The sequence below is a fragment of the Xanthomonas sp. MUS 060 genome (assembly GCF_000963215.1).
In the GTDB taxonomy this organism is placed as follows: domain Bacteria; phylum Pseudomonadota; class Gammaproteobacteria; order Xanthomonadales; family Xanthomonadaceae; genus Xanthomonas_A.
This window is the reverse complement of the sequence record NZ_JZIM01000001.1, coordinates 272,707-289,352: the sequence shown is the minus strand read 5'-3', so window position 1 is coordinate 289,352 and position 16,646 is coordinate 272,707. Positions and strand designations below refer to the sequence as shown.

General features: G+C 60.1%; 16 protein-coding genes. 2 read left to right on the top strand and 14 right to left on the bottom strand.

The genetic code is table 11. From position 1 onward, the window contains the following. Positions 1 to 97: 97 nt before the first annotated feature. The 8 genes from XANALMUS060_RS21090 to XANALMUS060_RS01300 all read right to left on the bottom strand — a co-directional run bounded on the left by XANALMUS060_RS21090 (position 98) and on the right by XANALMUS060_RS01300 (position 8,455). Positions 98 to 280, bottom strand: a complete 183-nt coding sequence (locus tag XANALMUS060_RS21090) for a hypothetical protein (protein ID WP_045736820.1) — start codon at positions 278 to 280, stop codon at positions 98 to 100. Next, complete coding sequence (locus XANALMUS060_RS21085) at positions 277 to 534, bottom strand: hypothetical protein (protein WP_235430295.1); 258 nt, start codon at positions 532 to 534, stop codon at positions 277 to 279. Before XANALMUS060_RS21085 ends, XANALMUS060_RS21090 begins: the two co-directional genes overlap by 4 nt. Positions 535 to 758: 224 nt before the next feature. After that, positions 759 to 2,093 carry an AcvB/VirJ family lysyl-phosphatidylglycerol hydrolase gene (locus XANALMUS060_RS01325; protein WP_082064840.1) on the bottom strand — a complete coding sequence of 445 codons (1,335 nt, stop codon included), beginning with the start codon at positions 2,091 to 2,093 and terminating at the stop codon, positions 759 to 761. 327 nt (positions 2,094 to 2,420) lie between these two features. Further along, positions 2,421 to 3,527, bottom strand: a complete 1,107-nt coding sequence (gene rodA, locus XANALMUS060_RS01320) for a rod shape-determining protein RodA (RefSeq protein WP_045736818.1) — start codon at positions 3,525 to 3,527, stop codon at positions 2,421 to 2,423. Further along, complete coding sequence (gene mrdA, locus XANALMUS060_RS01315; protein WP_045736817.1) at positions 3,524 to 5,584, bottom strand: penicillin-binding protein 2; 2,061 nt, start codon at positions 5,582 to 5,584, stop codon at positions 3,524 to 3,526. Before mrdA ends, rodA begins: the two co-directional genes overlap by 4 nt. Position 5,585: 1 nt before the next feature. Beyond that, a complete protein-coding gene (gene mreD, locus XANALMUS060_RS01310) occupies positions 5,586 to 6,071 on the bottom strand; it encodes a rod shape-determining protein MreD (RefSeq protein ID WP_045736816.1) in 486 nt (161 codons plus the stop codon). Next, positions 6,068 to 7,222 carry a rod shape-determining protein MreC gene (gene mreC, locus XANALMUS060_RS01305; protein WP_045737068.1) on the bottom strand — a complete coding sequence of 385 codons (1,155 nt, stop codon included), beginning with the start codon at positions 7,220 to 7,222 and terminating at the stop codon, positions 6,068 to 6,070. The genes mreD and mreC overlap by 4 nt, the downstream gene beginning before the upstream one ends. A gap of 186 nt (positions 7,223 to 7,408) precedes the next feature. Then, positions 7,409 to 8,455, bottom strand: coding sequence for a rod shape-determining protein (locus XANALMUS060_RS01300; RefSeq protein WP_045728244.1), 1,047 nt, complete (start codon positions 8,453 to 8,455; stop codon positions 7,409 to 7,411). A gap of 259 nt (positions 8,456 to 8,714) precedes the next feature. Between XANALMUS060_RS01300 and XANALMUS060_RS01295 the strand changes: the two genes are divergently transcribed. After that, entirely contained in the window at positions 8,715 to 9,647 is a 933-nt protein-coding gene (locus tag XANALMUS060_RS01295; protein ID WP_045728245.1) for a carbohydrate kinase family protein, read from the top strand. A 400-nt stretch (positions 9,648 to 10,047) separates the two neighbouring features. On the opposite strand, the gene XANALMUS060_RS21705 is transcribed toward XANALMUS060_RS01295, so the two are convergent. Then, positions 10,048 to 10,176, bottom strand: coding sequence for a hypothetical protein (locus XANALMUS060_RS21705; protein WP_235430317.1), 129 nt, complete (start codon positions 10,174 to 10,176; stop codon positions 10,048 to 10,050). Beyond that, positions 10,119 to 10,865: a C1 family peptidase gene (locus XANALMUS060_RS01290; RefSeq protein ID WP_235430294.1), complete on the bottom strand. Its 747-nt coding sequence runs from the start codon at positions 10,863 to 10,865 to the stop codon at positions 10,119 to 10,121. Before XANALMUS060_RS01290 ends, XANALMUS060_RS21705 begins: the two co-directional genes overlap by 58 nt. Positions 10,866 to 11,962: 1,097 nt before the next feature. On the opposite strand from XANALMUS060_RS01290, the gene XANALMUS060_RS01285 reads away from it, so the two are divergent. Continuing rightward, positions 11,963 to 13,288, top strand: coding sequence for an integrase family protein (locus XANALMUS060_RS01285; protein WP_082064777.1), 1,326 nt, complete (start codon positions 11,963 to 11,965; stop codon positions 13,286 to 13,288). Positions 13,289 to 13,311: 23 nt separating this feature from the next. Here XANALMUS060_RS01285 and XANALMUS060_RS19460 read toward each other — a convergent pair whose 3' ends face one another. The 4 genes from XANALMUS060_RS19460 to XANALMUS060_RS21080 all read right to left on the bottom strand — a co-directional run bounded on the left by XANALMUS060_RS19460 (position 13,312) and on the right by XANALMUS060_RS21080 (position 16,614). Then, complete coding sequence (locus tag XANALMUS060_RS19460; RefSeq protein ID WP_152640355.1) at positions 13,312 to 13,521, bottom strand: hypothetical protein; 210 nt, start codon at positions 13,519 to 13,521, stop codon at positions 13,312 to 13,314. A 398-nt stretch (positions 13,522 to 13,919) separates the two neighbouring features. Further along, a complete protein-coding gene (locus tag XANALMUS060_RS01280; RefSeq protein ID WP_045736814.1) occupies positions 13,920 to 14,465 on the bottom strand; it encodes a hypothetical protein in 546 nt (181 codons plus the stop codon). A gap of 11 nt (positions 14,466 to 14,476) precedes the next feature. Continuing rightward, positions 14,477 to 15,079, bottom strand: a complete 603-nt coding sequence (locus tag XANALMUS060_RS01275) for a hypothetical protein (RefSeq protein ID WP_045736813.1) — start codon at positions 15,077 to 15,079, stop codon at positions 14,477 to 14,479. Positions 15,080 to 15,273: 194 nt separating this feature from the next. Further along, positions 15,274 to 16,614 carry a hypothetical protein gene (locus XANALMUS060_RS21080; RefSeq protein WP_200893988.1) on the bottom strand — a complete coding sequence of 447 codons (1,341 nt, stop codon included), beginning with the start codon at positions 16,612 to 16,614 and terminating at the stop codon, positions 15,274 to 15,276. Between the last annotated feature and the right edge of the window lie 32 nt (positions 16,615 to 16,646).

The following is a 16,646-nucleotide window of genomic DNA, read 5'->3' as shown; positions in this document are numbered from 1 at the left end:
CCGCAGCATTCATGCCGGTGACGCTCGGGCGCGATCCTGGAGCAAGGCACTACGCGCGACGCGCGCGGCGCAAATGCGCGTGAACGCGGTTACAACGCTAGGAACACCGGCGCGGACGCGCAGACCGGCACCACCCGGCCACCGAGGTCGCATCCGTGATGGCGTTGCTGTCGGTGGTCAGTTGCAGATTGGAGTGGCCCACACCGATCCGCGCATTGTTGGCCTTGAGCGCGGTGACGTCGGCCGCGCCGCTGGTCAGCACCAAGTCCAGCGGCGTCACCGCGTGTAGCCCTGCACCGCACTGCCCTTGCCCTTCGGCGCGCCTTGCGCATTGCGTCCGTTGACCACGATCTTGCTGAAGGTCGGCACCGTCGCACTACGGTCGCCACCGCCGCACAGCGGATTGATCACCAACGGTTTGGCGACACCGAACAGACAGGTATTGCGATAAGTGACGTCGCGCACCGGGTAGCCCTTGGCCGGACCCGTCTTGATGCGCAGGCCGTGCCACATCAGTGTCCAAAGGACGCGCAACGATCCAATGCGGCCTGGATATGCTTGGTATCCGGCTGATGCCCATCCAACACATCGGCAAAGACGCGCTGCTCCGGCTGCAGTGTGGCCAACAGCGGCTGCCCGCAGGTCTCGGGAGGATGGCTCGACAACCGTGCGCCTATCGCCTGCGGCCGCGCATGCCGGGCGTGCGGCCAGCAGCGCCATCCTGATCAGGCACAGTGCCTGCAGGTGTGACCATCACATCACTCCGTGGCTACGACTGGCACATGCAATGGCGCAACGGATCTCGCCAAAGACGGCGACACCGACGCATCGAGTTCGACCGAGGCAACCTCCTCATCAACGGACAGTTGCCACCAGCGGTTCTCGACAATGCTGGCCAAGCCCGCAGGACTCTCATCGAAATGGTGGCCACCATGCAACTCCACGACCTGCGCACCACGCGCGCGCAGGGACGGACACAATGTCCGCTTTTCCTTGTCGCCGTAGACGCACAGCAACTGCGACGGAGCGATGCGTGCCACTTCAGGCAACACCGCTAGCGCGTCGTCGGTTTCGCCCAACTGCAGCCAGCCGCGCACGCGAATCTGAAAATCGGCCTTGTGCGCAAGACCCAGCAATGCCAACAACCCGACCTTGGACTGCTGCGACGGTGGCAGACGGTTGTACATGAAGGGCAACGTCGCCGCGCCGAAGGAATAACCGACCAACAAAATCTTCTGCGGACGCCACCGCTGCTGATAATCGGCGATGACCCGGCCAAGGTCGGCGCTAGCCCGCGCGGGCGACTTGACCCGCCAAAAATAGCGCAGGCTATCCCAGCCGACCACGGCGATGCCGCGATCTTGAAGGGCCTCGGCAATCCCCTTGTCGATATCGCGCCAGCCGCCATCACCGGACAACACGATGGCCAGCGGCGCACCCGCCTTTGGAGCAGACAATTCGATCAGCGGCAGATCATCCAGCGCACCGCCACGCCCAGAGGCATGCAAGTGCGCGGCCACACGCGTGGCCAGGGCCGCCTCCGGAGTGCCGGTGGTCGGCGCGGCCACGGTATCGACGAAACTCTGCGCCGGGATGGCACCGCCGCGACCGGCACACACCTCGGTAGGCATCGGCGCCACGCCCACGGCACCACCCAGGGTCGCGCCGGGCGCGGCACCGACGATACGCTCGGCCAGCGTCGCCATGCTTCCAGTCCCGGCCAACATTGGCAAAAAATAACTGTCGCCGTGTAATTGACGCTGCAGGTGCCGGCTCAGGTGCTCCGCATCGCGCCAGGCTTTATCGCAACCATGTCCAGCACGCCTCAAGTGCTTGAGATAACGCTCGCCATCGACCAACGCGACCAACGCGCCAGTGGCGGCGATGCGCGTCGCCGCGTCATGGCGTTGCTCGGTACTGCCGTTGGCAAGCAGGATCACCAATCCTTGCGGCACTGCCGGCGGATACACCAGTGTCGTGCGGCCGTAACCCTTACTGTGCTGTGTGCCCGCTGGAAAATAATAGCGGAACAGTGCATAGCCACCCAGCACCAACACGATGCACGTCAACAACAAGATTCTTAGCAATTTCATCAACAGATAGCCATACCGGTGCAACAGAGCGAGTTGGGGGTAAGCGAGAGAAATCACGAGATCCGCGCAGTTGGCCTTCCCCGAAACTCAAATCGGCAGATGCGCTACGTCAACGTCATGCCACGGATGCGTGGAGTACAAAGCCAATCCGCGCCGCGCCGCCTGACAACACAACCTTTCTAAGCTAATGCGCAAATCAGCGGGAGGCGGCATCACCACATCGCACCGACACATAGCGTGACCGAAGCAGAAATGAGCTGCAATCGTTCAGCAGTACATAAACACGTCGATGATGAAAACTGATACGCAGAACACACTGAACGGCGTTCAGTAGCCATGCACTGGGCGGTAGGATTTCACCGCCATGACCAACCCTAGCCCGGCCAACAGCGACACCGCCGAGGTACCGCCGTAGCTCATCAATGGCATTGGCACGCCGACCACCGGCAACACCCCGGAAATCATGCCGCCGTTGACCAGGACATAGACGAAGAACGCCAGCCCGGTGGCACCGGCCAGCAGGCGCGAGAAAGTATCGCGGGCCTGCGCAGCGATCCACAAACAACGCCCGATCACCACCATGTACAAGGTCAGCACGGTGGCGACGCCGATCCAGCCGAATTCCTCGCTGAGCACGGAGAAGGCGAAATCGGTGGTCTGCTCCGGAATGAAGTTCAGATGCGACTGCGAGCCCAAGCCCCAGCCTTTGCCGTGCAGACCGCCGGAACCGATCGCGATCTTGGACTGGATGATGTTCCAGCCGGCACCGAGTGCATCGCTCTCCGGATTGAGGAACATCATGATGCGGTCTTTCTGGTAAGGCCGTAACAGCCAGTACCAGGCAACCGGTGCCACTGCGGCAACGCCGCTGACGGCGATGCCCACCCACCACCACGGCAGCCCCGCCAGCAACAGTACGAAACCGCCACTGGCGGCGATCAACACGCCCGTACCGAAATCCGGCTGCAGCATGATGAGCGCGGCCGGGATGCCGATGATGATCGCACTGACCAGTACAGTGGGAATCCGCGGCGGTAACGGCATGCGGTGCAGGTACCAGGCCACCATCATCGGCATGCTGATTTTCAACAGTTCGGCCGGCTGCAGATAGAACAGCTTCAAATTCAGCCACTGCCGACCGTACTTGCCAGTGCCCAGCACGAACACCGCCAGCAGCGGCAGCATCGAAAACGTATAGATCAGCGGCGTCCATGCGCGTAAACGCAACGTCGAGACCCGCGACAGAGCCCACATCGCCGCCGTTCCGATTGCAAAACGCGCCCCCTGCGCCATCACCAGATGGTTGCCGCCAGCGCTCTTGAGCACGGCCAGCCCCATCACCATCAGCGCCGCCAGGGCCAGACACAGCACCCAGTCCAGGGTGCGAGTGAAACGGCCACCGATCTCGACAAGCCAGCGCAGAAAATCCTTCATCGTTCGTCCGGGATCTCGTCGGGAATCGGTGGCGGCGCCGACGGCAACGGCACCGCCGCGGCATCCACCTCGGTCTGACCGATCAGCACCGGGCGCTCACCCACCGCCAACGCAACCGCATCGGCGGCGGCACGCGAACGCGGGTCTTCGGCATAGTAGAGCCGGCTGCCGAATGCGGTGGCACCGCGCAGACTATCCAACGGCTCGATACCGGCAGGCAAGCGCCCGAGTAGCCAAGCATCGAAGATCTTGCGCGCAATCGGCGCAGCGGTGCTGGCGCCGTAACCGCCGCCCTCCACCGCGATGGCCAGGGCGATGGTCGGATGGTCTGCCGGGGCAAAGCCCTCGAACAGCGAACGGTGACGCAGGTGCATCGGCAGGTTGCGCGGGTCCACCGCAGCCATCCCCTTGCGGCTGACCACCTGCGCAGTGCCGGTCTTGCCCGCCATCTGGTAGGGCGCACCGACGCTGATGGAATAACCACTACCACCTGGACGCATGGTGTCCATCATGCCTTCGCGCACCGCCTGCAGGTTGCCAGGATTGTCGCTGATCGGCTTGCCTGGCCCGATCGGTATCGGCTTCCATGGCTGATCGAACACCTCGCGCGTCGCCATCACCAGATGCGGCGCGCGCAACCGACCGTCGGCGATCCCTGCCACCCCGCGCGCCAATTGCAGCGGCGTTACCTTCCAGTCACCCTGGCCGATGGCGATGTTGACCGTATCACCCGGGTACCACGCTTCCTTGCGACTCTTCGCCTTGTAGGCCGGCGACGGCACGATGCCGCCGGTCTCGCCGATCAGGTCGATGCCGGTCGGACTGCCGAAACCATAGCGGGTCATGTACTGGTCGACCTTGGTAATGCCCATGTCGACGGCCAGCTTGTAGTAGTAGGTATTCACCGATTGGGCGATCGACTTGCGCAGGTCGGTCCAACCGTGCCCACCCCGATGCGAGTCGCCCCAGCCACGGCTGACCCCTGGCAGATAGAACATGCCGGTGGACAATATCTTGTCCTCCGGGCGGCGGGTACCGCTATCCAGGCCCGCCAGACCCATGAACGGTTTGATCGTCGAACCCGGGGCCACGCCCCCCAACACCAGCCGGTTGAATTGCGGCCGCGACGGATCGCTGTTGAGCGCCTGGAAATCCGCGTGGGAAATGCCGTTGACGAATAGATTCGGGTCGTAAGCCGGCAGGCTGACCATCGCCAGGATTTCACCCGTGCGCGGATCGAGGGCGATCGCCGACCCCTGATAGTCGCCGAACGCGGCCACCATGGCGCGCTGCAGATCGGCGTCGATGGAAAGCCGCAGATCGGCACCGGACTGCGCCGGCACCCGGCCGACGGTACGAATCGCACGCCCCTGCACGTTGGTCTCGACCTGCTCGTAACCGATCTTGCCGCGCAGTTGCTCCTCGTAATACCGCTCCAACCCCGATTTACCGATATGGGTCAGCGCCGCATTGCCCTCGCCCAGCGTCTCCAGATCCTTCTCATCGATACGACCGACATAGCCGATGATGTGCGCAAACAGGTCGCCATAGGGATAGTGGCGCGTCAGATACGGCTCCAGCTCCACGCCCGGGAAGCGCCAGCGATCCACCGCGAAACGCGCGCGCTCCTCTTCGCTGACACGCAGTTTCAATGTGATCGGAAGAAAGCTGCGGCTCACCTTGCGCGCGGCCTTGAAGTGCTCGATGTCCTCGGGCGACAGTGCGATGACCTTGCTCAAGGCGGCCAACAGCGCGTCCATGTCCGTCACCTTGTCCGGGGTCACGTCGAGCCTGAACGCGGGGAGATTCTCCGCCAACAGGCGGCCGTTGCGGTCGTAGATCATGCCGCGCCCGGGCACCACCGGCCGCGGCTTGATCCGGTTGGAGTCCGAACGCGTGGCGTAGACATCGTGGTCAAGCACCTGCAGCTTGAAGTACCAACCACCCAAGCCCAGTAATGCCAGCAACACACCCAGGAAACCCAGAGCCGCACGGCGCCGGAACTGCTCGGCCTCGGCATGTGGATTCTTTTGCGCGTGGCGCGTGTTCAGAGCCATGCTACTTGCCCCGACGGCCCAGCCGCAGCCTATCCAGCAACACGAACAACGGCGGCCATAGCAGCATGCCCAACAGCGGCGCCCACCAATAGTTCCAAGGCAGGATCGGCTCGCCGACCGACAAATGCACCGCCGCAGCGACGATACGATCGTTGAGCAGCAACCCGCCGATCACCAGTGCCTGCTGCGACATCGGAAAGAAACGGATACGCGCGCGGAACCGCTGCAGGATGAAACTCAGGATCACCAGCCGCAAGGCCTGTTCGCCCAGCACTCCACCATAAAGTAGATCGGCAAGTACACCAACCACAAACGCGAAACCCAGGCCGATCTTGTCCGGTGTCTCGATCACCCAATACGCCAGCGCCAACGCCAACCAGTATGGCCGTAGCGGCTGTAACGCCAGCGGCAGCGGCATCAGGCCCAGCAGCAAGGCCACAATCACGCTGACCGGCAGAACCCAGCCTCTGGTGCGTAGACGGCTCATGGCTGCGACTCCTGCTGTGCAGGGACTGGCACTGCCGCGGGAGTTGGAGGTTGAGTGCGAACGGGGACCACGGGATGCGGAACGTTGCTTGAGCCTGCGGACTGCAGATTGCCCGTGGAGGACGGAGACAGCGCCGGAGCACGAGAGGAATCTGCTCGCGGAGCATTGCTCGCCGAGACATGGGCCTGGGCCTCAATCGGGGGATTCGCCGCAGCGGCGGATTGAGACTCAGAGGCATGCGTCGCTGGCACCGCGACGCGCCCCGCGTCCTGCTGCCCAGCCGGCATCAACGCAGCTCCCAGCCTCGGCTTGTCAACGAGTCCGGGCTTGAGCAACAACACATCCCGCCCACGATCAAGCTTCGCCGCAGGCTTCAACTCACCGACCAAGAAGGCATGGGTGTCGTCGGGACGCAACGCGGAGATGGTGCCCACCGGGAAACCCGCCGGAAAGCGCCCACCCAGGCCGGAAGTGACGATCTCATCGCCCACTTCGACCCCAGCACTGAGCGGAATGTCACGCAGCTCCAAGCTATTACCGCGGCCGTAGACGATCAGGCGCACACCGTTGCGCGCCACCGTCACCGGCACCGCATGGTCCGGATCGGTCAATAACAACACGGTGGAATGCAACGGGGTCACCGCGATCACCTGCCCCATCAGACCACCAGCATCGATCACCGACTGACCGAGGCGCACGCCATCGCGGCTGCCAGCGTCGAGCACTAGGCGTTGACGGGTCGGATCCAGGTCGATGTCCAGAATCGGTGCCAGTTGCACGTCCAGGCCGCGGTGTTCAGCCACCCCGAGCAGCTCGCGCAATTGCGCGTTGTCCAACGCTGCGGTCTGCAGACGGGTCAGACGCGCCTTGGCGATCAACAACTGGTTACGCAGCGCAGTATTCTCCCTGACTAACTGGGCATGACTGGCGGCATTTTCCTGCACCTGCGTGCCCAACCGCCCGGGCAGGCCGGCCAATGCCCAGATCGGCTGTACCAGCACCGTCGCCTGCCCCCGCAAACGCGCCAGCCAATCGACACGCGTGCCGAGCACAATCAGCACCAGCGCCATCGCCAAGTACGCCAACAGACGCGGTGTACTCGGAGATTCGCCAGAACGGGCAGTGACTGGAGGACCGGCGTAAGGAGGCACGGATCAGAGCCGGAAGTCGAAAAAAAGAAAATCGGAACAACACACCAAGTCAGCGCAACGCGGGCACATGGCCCGGCCAGGATCAGGTGCGCACAGACACGGGACAGTCGGCGGCATCTCTGGGCGAGCACCCAGGACACCCACGCCATGCCATCCTCGCCGATCGCCCATTTCCAGCCTCGGCCATCACTCCGGGGCGAAGAACTCGTTGCCGTGCATGTCCACCAGCTCCAGCGCCCGGCCACCACCACGCGCGACGCAGGTGAGCGGATCGTCGGCGACCTGCACGTGCAATCCGGTTTCTTCGGAAATCAGGCGATCCATATCACGCAGCAGCGCGCCACCGCCCGTCAGCACGATGCCGCGTTCGGCGACGTCGGCACACAATTCCGGCGGGGTCTGTTCCAGCGCCAGCTTGACCGCAGAAACGATACCCGACAGCGGCTCGTGCAAGGCCTCGAGCACCTCGTTGGAGTTGATCTTGATCATCTTCGGCACGCCCTCGGCGAGGTTGCGGCCGGAGATCTCCATCTCCTGCACCACCGACTGCGGGTAGGCGCAGCCGATCTCCAGCTTGATGCGTTCGGCAGTGGCTTCGCCGATCAGCATGCCGTGGTTGCGGCGCACGTAGTTGGTGATCGACTCGTCGAAACGGTCCCCACCAATGCGCACCGACTGCGAGTAGACGATCCCATTCAGCGAGATAACCGCCACTTCGGTGGTACCGCCGCCGATATCGATGACCATCGAACCGCGCGCTTCGGTGACCGGCATACCGGCACCGATCGCCGCCGCCATCGGCTCCTCGATCAGATACACATCACGGGCACCGGCCTCCTCGGCCGACTCCTTGATCGCACGACGCTCGACCTGAGTCGAACCGGCAGGCACACACACCAGCACGCGCGGGCTGGGACGCAAAAAGCGCGACTTGTGCACTTTCTTGATGAAATGCTTGAGCATCGCCTCGGTATAGGTGAAATCGGCGATAACGCCATCTTTCATCGGGCGAATGGTGGTGATGTGCCCCGGCGTGCGGCCCAGCATCTGCTTGGCCTCGGCACCGACTGCCGCCACAGAGCGGGTCCCGCCGATCGCGCGATCCTGGCGCACCGACACCACCGATGGCTCGTTCAGCACGATGCCCTGGCCACGCACGTAGATAAGGGTGTTCGCCGTGCCCAAGTCGATGGACAGGTCGTTGGAGAACATGCCACGGAGTTTTTTGAACATCTGGAAATTGTGTCCTGGGGCCCGCGCCGTCGCCGAATGGCGAAAAAATGGGCAGAAAACTGAAGTCCGCTAGCCTAGCAACCCCCCACGGACCGGGCAAGGAAATTCTGCGGCAAACCGCATACCTAGCAGGCCCTGCAAGGAACACCCCCTCGCGATGGTGGCCCTGCCAAGCCGCAGCCGTTACCCTTTGCGCCGGGGCGATGCCGCGCCTCGCCCGTCTGAATACGGGTTCACCCCCTTCGCCAAGGCCTACCCGATGTCCGTATTGATCTGTGGTTCTCTTGCTTTCGACACCATCATGGTGTTTCCGGACCAGTTCAAGAACCACATTTTGCCGGACAAGGTACACATCCTGAATGTGTCGTTTCTGGTCCCCCGGATGCGACGCGAGTTCGGCGGCTGCGCCGGCAATATCGCCTACAACCTGCATCTGCTCGGCGGCCACCCAATCCCGATGGGCACGGTAGGCGAGGATTTCGGTCCCTATCGGGAGCATTTCCAGTCGCTGGGCATCGACTTGTCTCGGGTCAAAGTGATCGACGGGCTGTTCACCCCGCAAGCCTTCATCACCACCGACCACGACAACAATCAGATCACTGCATTCCACCCAGGCGCGATGATGCGCAGCTACGAAAACCACGTCAAAGACGTGCCAGGGGTGACCCTGGGCCTGGTCGGTCCCGATGGGCGCGAAGGCATGATCCAAAATGCCGAGGAGTTCGCCGCTAGCGGCATCCCCTTCATCTTCGACCCAGGCCAGGCCATGCCGCTGTTCAACGGTGCGGAACTGCGCACCTTCATCGAACAGTCCGACTACGTCGTGGTCAACGACTACGAGTCCAATCTCCTGCAGGAGCGCACCGGCTGGAACGAACGTGACATCGTCTCGCGCGTGCATGCTTACATCACCACGCAAGGCCCGCAGGGTGCGTTGGTGCGCACCCCAGAGAAAACCTACGACATCCCACCGGCACACGAACGCCGCGTGGTCGACCCGACCGGTTGCGGCGACGCCTTCCGCGCAGGAATGATCTTCGGCCTGCAACGCGGCTGCGACTGGCTGACCATCGGGCGCATCGGCAATCTGATGGGCGCGTTGAAAGTGGAACACCCAGGCACACAGAACCAGCGCTTCGACTTCAACGATTTCAACGACCAGTTCAAACAGCAATTCGGCTATACGCTGTAGTCCCACGACGGCAGCGACAGCGGCCATTCACCCAGGACTACCGAACCAAGGCCGAGCACCCTGAGCCATTACATGAGCCATCAAATAATCCAGCATGACAATGCTGACGATCAGAGATAGCTCGCGCAACACATCATGCTACGCCTATTAGATATGGAAATTTAAAATGCAAGGCACAGCATGCTTTGATACTTGATGCCAACACATGTATCAAACATCCACAATAGTCAGTGCTGACACATCTAGCGAGCCAGGGTGCTGAACCACGAGCCACCCTGGCCGCCCCGAAGGTGACTCACCACCATTCGGAGCCACCCAGCATCACATCCAGCGCCACTCCATGACAGGACAACTGGGTAGAACCTCATGTTCAGCCAAGCAAATCCTGGCCAATTCAAGCTCAGCTTTTGACCATTCTGATCACCCAGAAATCGGCTGCCAACTGAGGGTTAAGCAGATAATCATAGGGTATTAAAAAATACCCCTTATCCCCAAGCTCACCCCCCCATGAGTTACGGATACGGAACAGCTGTTTGCTGTCGTCATATCCGACACACAGGACCGCATGCCCCCCCCGACCAGCTTATCTTTCTTCGTTGGCATTGGGATCTGCGTGGCGGGAGGCAGAGCACTATGCAGCCAGTTGTCGTAGAGCTGGAATCCGAACACAAAGGGAGCACCACTGGCAATACATGCTTTCAGGTGAGAAATATCTTGATGGATGCGCTCATAGCGGGTAATGACATACCTGGACGCCTCCTTATAGCATGCCGCATTGGGCATCTCTCTTGCCGGAGCACCCGGAGGGAACACGCCTCCGTCATGCGCAGGCCGCGTATCGTTATACGGCCATTCCGTCTCCTGGCAGACACCGAGTTTATGCAGCACTTTTATCCCGTCGCGCAGCATAGCTCCGGAATCACAATCCACACTACCCTCAATGACGCGCTCGTTGTAGTAAATAAATAGGCGTGATGGAATAAAATCGGGCAACTCATCATGAGCAGCCCTTTCATACTGCACAGCACCTGCCAGGGCATTTGCCGTACAGGAACCAATCCGGCCTTGATCATAAACTGGAAAATCCGGCGCCAGGTCGACAGCAGGTGGTAGCTTACGTATCAAATTCTCATCCGGACTGTAATGAAAGTCGCGAATGTCCGGGATGTCAGCCACATACCCAAGCCGAGATTTTATTCTTCTGGTGAGTTTTTCCACAATTTCCTCGTCATGTTGGCGACGCAAGTAAAATGGTTAGAAATATCTTCCACGAGTTCAGCGATCAGCACCCGCATCATCAGACCCTTCATTCTTCACACTTTCTGAAGAATGCTTTGCATACCGACTTTATGCATAGGTTTTGACAAGTTGAAAGTACACTGCGAACGAGATTAAGACAGGACGGTTAGATCCGAAATTCATTTGCGGTTCTAACCGATCGCAACGATTTTTCGCTTCCCAGGCAGACGTTTTTTCACCAAAGCCAGCGAGCGTCGCAAAGCTTTCCTGCTACGCATCGCGCAGCCTTCTGACTAAAATGCAGATCTGACCAATCCAGACTATGCTTTGCGCCGAAGGCGTCGATTAACGTTCATGCGGAATGTTCCGCCACCCCGCATGACAAACCCATCGCTGCAAGCCTTTCGGACTTTCCGCTGTAAGCCATTGTCTGTGCGAGCGACGCCAGCGCGCACCCGATAGCGCACCTCCGCGACTCCTACAACGTTTTGTGGCCAACAAGTTCTTTTTAAAATCAGCGCTCACACTCAGCGACGCTGCGTTGACGCCGACTGGTCAAGGCCCTGCGATGCTCGCCGATGCAATAGGTCCAACCTAGACGGAGAGCGGTAACATTTCGGTCGCGACTCCTCCGGTATCGACGTGACCAAGCATGACTCGCGGCCGGCATCGGCAAGGCAGAATTTCAGCTCCGGGATCTACGCGCGAAAGCCGGTAAGGACAAGGTCGATTCGAGCGGGGACATGCAGCAGGCGCAGCTTGGACACAAGAACATCCGATGACCGAGCACTACGTGCGGAAGCGCAAGGGCGCACGGACCACGCCTCCGCGGTAATTGCGGAGCGTTCTCCAAATTGCGGAGCGCTGGATTTTGCTGAGAGCCTTGCTCTGTATGGTGGCCGTGATGGATTCGAACCATCGACCAAAAGATTAAAAGCCCCATATTTCAGATTCACCGGGGTCCAGTGAAGTGCGCCACGGAACCTCAAATCGTTGCAGCGCTTGGACTTTCGGTGCACCTGAGTGCATAGTCGTCTGCCGCGTTCCAGCGCGAAGTAGGCACCGAGTAGGCACCCATGGCACAAGGAAGGCAACAACTCACGGCGCGCGGTTTGACTGCGCTCAAGCCCGGCGAATGGGCCAACGATACACGTCCGCACGGCGGCGGGCAGTTGCAGGCACGAAAGCTGGCATCCGGTGCCATTGCCTTCTATTTCCGGTATACGGCCCCTGGCCGCGTACAGGAGCGGCTACCACTCGGCACCGAGTTGACCCTGGCCGAGGCGCGAGCGCGGGCATCGGAGTTGTCTAAACGCTACCAGGCCGGCGACCGCGACCTGCGTGGCGCACTTGAGACGGAACAGCGCGAGACCGAACGCCAGCGTGGTGCAGCGGAAGCAGCACGCGCTGCGAAGTCGTCGGCGACGCTCGGCGCGCTACTGGGCGCATACGTGCAGTGGCTGAAAGACGACGGCAAAATCAGCGCACGCAACACCGAGAACGCAATCCAGCTACATGTGAAAGAGCCATGGCCTGTGCTGTGGAACATGCCAGCCAGCGATGTGAGCCTGGACGACCTGCTGCCGGTGCTCGCTCGCGTTGCCGACACCGGCAAGCTGCGCGAGGCCAGCAAGATTCGATCCTACCTCCGCGCCGCATATGCGGCAGCGATACGAGCGCGCCAGGACGCCCGCGCGCCGGCTGCGCTGCGCGCTTTGGCCGTGTCCAGCAACCCTGCCCGCGACTTGGCGACAATCGAAAGCAGCAGCGCAGCCAGGGATCGCGCGCTATCGGTCGCCGAACTGCGGGCCTACTGGAAGCGCATCGTGAAGCTGCCGGGCGCGCCGGGTGCGCTCCTGCGCTTCCACTTACTGACCGGGGGGCAGCGCATCGCGCAGTTGGCGAGGATGGAAATAGGCGGCCTGGACATTGATACGAGCACGGTCAAGATCCTTGACGGCAAGGGACGCAGGAAGAAGCCGCGGGCGCACTACGTGCCGTTGCTCCCGGATGCTGCGAAAGCGCTGCAGGTCATGCGGGGGGGCGAGCCACTTGGCCCATACCTGTTCACTCTCAGCGAAGGAGCTGCGCCGGCAACCTACGATATGCTGCGCAACCACTTGGATCATGTGGTGGATGCAATGATGGACGCAAAGGAGCTGGGAGGCGGTCGCTTCACACCGGGCGACCTACGGCGCACGATAGAGACAAGGCTGGCTGCAGCCGGACAGAGCCAGGAGGTGCGCGGGCAACTGCAATCACACGGCCTTGGCGGAGTCCAGAACCGGCACTACGACCGCCATGACTACGCCGCTGAGAAGCTGGCCGCGCTTAAGGCATTGCACAAACTACTCACTGGCAAGCCAACGAAGGTGGCGCAGAGGCAGCACAAGGTCGGATGATCCCGGCACCGGCACCGCCCGCATCAACAGGCGGCCAGAGTTGCGTCCAAATATTCCATGGCAGCTTTATATAAAAGCCTATCATGGCAATAAGTAGCTAAAAATACACGTAACTCTTCAATCTTACCGCATGATGGAGATTGTTTTTCTAGAAAAAATGAATCAATAAGCCGCTTTGCCTCTCGCTCAGACTCAATTAAAAAAGTCTGGATTTCACAAAATTCATTTTCCACGATAAACCCCAGGAATTAAACGAGGATAAATAATGCAATTCCCATCATGAACAAATGATGATGTTATAGCAATGTGCGCGGAAAGTTATAGCAATGTGCGCAATAATATATGCGCTAGAATACAGCCTATTAAACACAGAAAATACTGAGCCGGCCCGACGCTGCTCAAGCGCCACGCGGGGTGAGCGGCCATCTATGGCTCCGCGTCCGGCATGGGTAGATTGGCCCAGGTGGCTGGCCGGCTCAATCAGTGGTCACCGCGTCGTGGCGTAAGGATTACCCTACCGCGCCGGCAATGCGCGGTGATCGACTTGTCAGTTTCGTGCCAGGAAAAGGCACATATCCCTATGCAAACAACGACTTGATGGCGGCGATCAAGATCCGGAATCCAAACTGAGTCACTGCCGGCCAGCGCGGCCCTGGATGGCAATTGCGGGCTGCGTCCCAAGCGCTCGGCATAACTCGCCAGGGCTCGGCATGTCCGGGAAGCCCTGCGGCGGATGCCAGCCGGCCCACTGCATCCAGCGGGCGGCAAAGGTGCTGCACACCATCTCGCGATCATCCTCACTTCCAGTTTTGCAACCAACACTGAGGCGCAGCGCGATCTTCAAAATGTCTACCAGGCTGTACTGGATGGGCATGGCCGTGGCGCGATCAAACTGCGCGGGCATGGCTGGGGCCACCGGGCAGCGGTACACATCCACCTCGTAGCCGGCTGCAATGTGCTGCGAGAGCGGTCGCAGCACATTGTGTCGCCCATCCATCTCCACCGAGTACAACCGCCCCTCAACCCACCAGGCAATCCCGATATGCGTGATGGGCGAAAGCCCACCCAGTCCGCCAAACCGCTGGAAGAGGCGTATGGAAAAAGGGAATGCGCCGCGCCCACGCACTCCGAGCACATCGCCTGTGTTGATTTGCGTCCGAACGTTCTGGTAGTTCATGGACTGTCATCTCATTGGGCTGGCTGCATCAATTCGGAAAAAGCGGCTTCGGCCTGGGCCTTCATGCTGTCCAGCACCGCGGCAACCTCATCGGGCGTTTCGGCGGCAGTAACGGAGTCCAGTGCCTTGCGCTTCAAGCCATCGACCAACCCTGCCGCGTGGGCGAAGAAACCAGCATTCTTCAAGACCTTCTGGACGAAGGTGTCAAGCGTTTCACCCTGGATGCCGCGCACCGCTATTTCGGCTTGGAACGCCGCTTTCTCGGCATCGCTGGCCGTCCCCGCGACAATGGACTGTGCAATGCGTAGTTTGTTGCTCCAGCCTGCAATTTCCGCGTCGTCCGGGGTTCCCGCAATCAGCGCACGCTTGGACTTTGCAAAAGCGTTGATGCGATCGACCGCATCGGTCTTTGCTGCCGCCAGCACCGCAACGGGATCGGAGGCTGGGGCCGGGACGACAACCATCTTGCCCTTCACAACGTCGAGCGTTTCACCCGGTGCACGGTTCATCGCATTGGTGAATTCATCCTGCGCGACCTCGATCAGGTCATCGGGCAGTTTTTCGTAGTTGATTTCATCCGGGTAGAAGCATCCGGTTTTTTTGCTGAATCTCATTTCCGCTCCTTAATAGCCAATGGCGATGTAATTCGCCTGAGTTGTGCCAGATGTATATCCACCCAGAACTAAAGTGACATCGCATTGGTGAATTCATCCTGCGCGACCTCGATCAGGTCATCGGGCAGTTTTTCGTAGTTGATTTCATCCGGGTAGAAGCATCCGGTTTTTTTGCTGAATCTCATTTCCGCTCCTTAATAGCCAATGGCGATGTAATTCGCCTGAGTTGTGCCAGATGTATATCCACCCAGAACTAAAGTGAAACAACCTGTTGCGGAAGCACTTGATGCGAATATGCTAGTTGGATAATTACCACTAGATTGCTCTCGCAATTGAGGCGTGCAAGCCAACAATACATTAGGGAAAGCAATAGGAAATGAAACCGCGACGCTTGAAGCAGAAGAGACAACAAAACCCCACTGAATAATAATTCCCCCAGGAAATTTAATATAACCACTTGAAGTCTTCAGGGCCATCCCTGCGCCATTAACAACCTTCCAATTTGCACCATCTGAAACGAAATCCACTGAAACACCAGGCTGCAATACAAAAGTCGATGTCCCAACAGAATTGTTTGGCCCATAAAACGAACCCAAGGCACTGGATACAGTTAGCGCATTTCCCGACTGTGCGTTGTAAAGCGTAATAACCCCACCTGGACATGCTGCAACAGAAGGAAGCTGACAAGTCAGAGAAGACGATCCACTGGACTCAAAGACCCCACCAAAAGCCGAATTTCCAAGTATTTGGTTGGTGTTGAAAATGACATATCCGCTGCGATTACCGATTGCACGCTGCACGAATGCCGTGGTCGCTGAGTTGGTGCTGTTGTCGAACTGTGCAGGGGTCGGAGAAGTAGGGATCGTCGTAAAAGACGGAGCAAGACCCAGCAGCGTCGAATTGACGAATGGCGCACCACTGGCGGTCGAAATATTGGCCGCCGTGATCGCGGTCTGACCATAGGCAACAGTCACAACAAACAGCGCGGTGCAACCAGCGTCGGCGGCAGGCGTAAGTTGCGTACCAGTCGTGGCCGCGATGCCTATCTTCAGCGACACAGCGCAGACGCCCTTGCGCACCGTGTTCTGCGATGTGCCACTGTTGTTGGGGCCGGCATACGCCTGCGGAGGATTGCTGGCGTTGTAGTACGGCAACACGACCGCATTGGTGTCCACGTCCTGATAAGCCGCTTGCACCAGATAGTTGATGCTCTGGCCGCTGGTGGCAGGTGCTGGGCAGCTCAGTGTCAGCGCATCCATGAGCAGACCCTGCTTGAGGAACTGGTGTGTGGTGTCGGCAGACAGCGAGCTATAGGCGGTGCTGTCCAGGTTCTGCAGGCTGTAAATCTCGCCGGGTGCGACTTGCACCTGCATTGAGGTGGGCGCGGTCGGCGTGCAGGCGAGGCCATTCACGAGCGTGGAGGTGCCAAGCGCCGCCGCCGCGAGTTTGCCTAGGCCGATCATGGCAAATCGGTTGGTATCCAGCACGTCAGTCTCCAGTGGAATCTGACCCGGATAAATCATCTTTCTGTCCATTGATGCTCCAGAAGTAAAAAGCCCGCTCAAGG

Coding starts and splice junctions, on each gene's coding strand:
- XANALMUS060_RS01295 (WP_045728245.1), top strand. CDS start 8,715: ATGTCCGTATTGATCTGTGGTTCTCTTGCTTTCGACACCATCATGGTG.
- rodA (WP_045736818.1), bottom strand. CDS start 3,527: ATGAAGGATTTTCTGCGCTGGCTTGTCGAGATCGGTGGCCGTTTCACT.
- mrdA (WP_045736817.1), bottom strand. CDS start 5,584: ATGGCTCTGAACACGCGCCACGCGCAAAAGAATCCACATGCCGAGGCC.
- XANALMUS060_RS01300 (WP_045728244.1), bottom strand. CDS start 8,455: ATGTTCAAAAAACTCCGTGGCATGTTCTCCAACGACCTGTCCATCGAC.
- XANALMUS060_RS01275 (WP_045736813.1), bottom strand. CDS start 15,079: ATGAGATTCAGCAAAAAAACCGGATGCTTCTACCCGGATGAAATCAAC.
- XANALMUS060_RS01280 (WP_045736814.1), bottom strand. CDS start 14,465: ATGAACTACCAGAACGTTCGGACGCAAATCAACACAGGCGATGTGCTC.
- XANALMUS060_RS01285 (WP_082064777.1), top strand. CDS start 11,963: ATGGCACAAGGAAGGCAACAACTCACGGCGCGCGGTTTGACTGCGCTC.
- XANALMUS060_RS01325 (WP_082064840.1), bottom strand. CDS start 2,093: ATGAAATTGCTAAGAATCTTGTTGTTGACGTGCATCGTGTTGGTGCTG.
- XANALMUS060_RS21080 (WP_200893988.1), bottom strand. CDS start 16,614: ATGGACAGAAAGATGATTTATCCGGGTCAGATTCCACTGGAGACTGAC.
- mreD (WP_045736816.1), bottom strand. CDS start 6,071: ATGAGCCGTCTACGCACCAGAGGCTGGGTTCTGCCGGTCAGCGTGATT.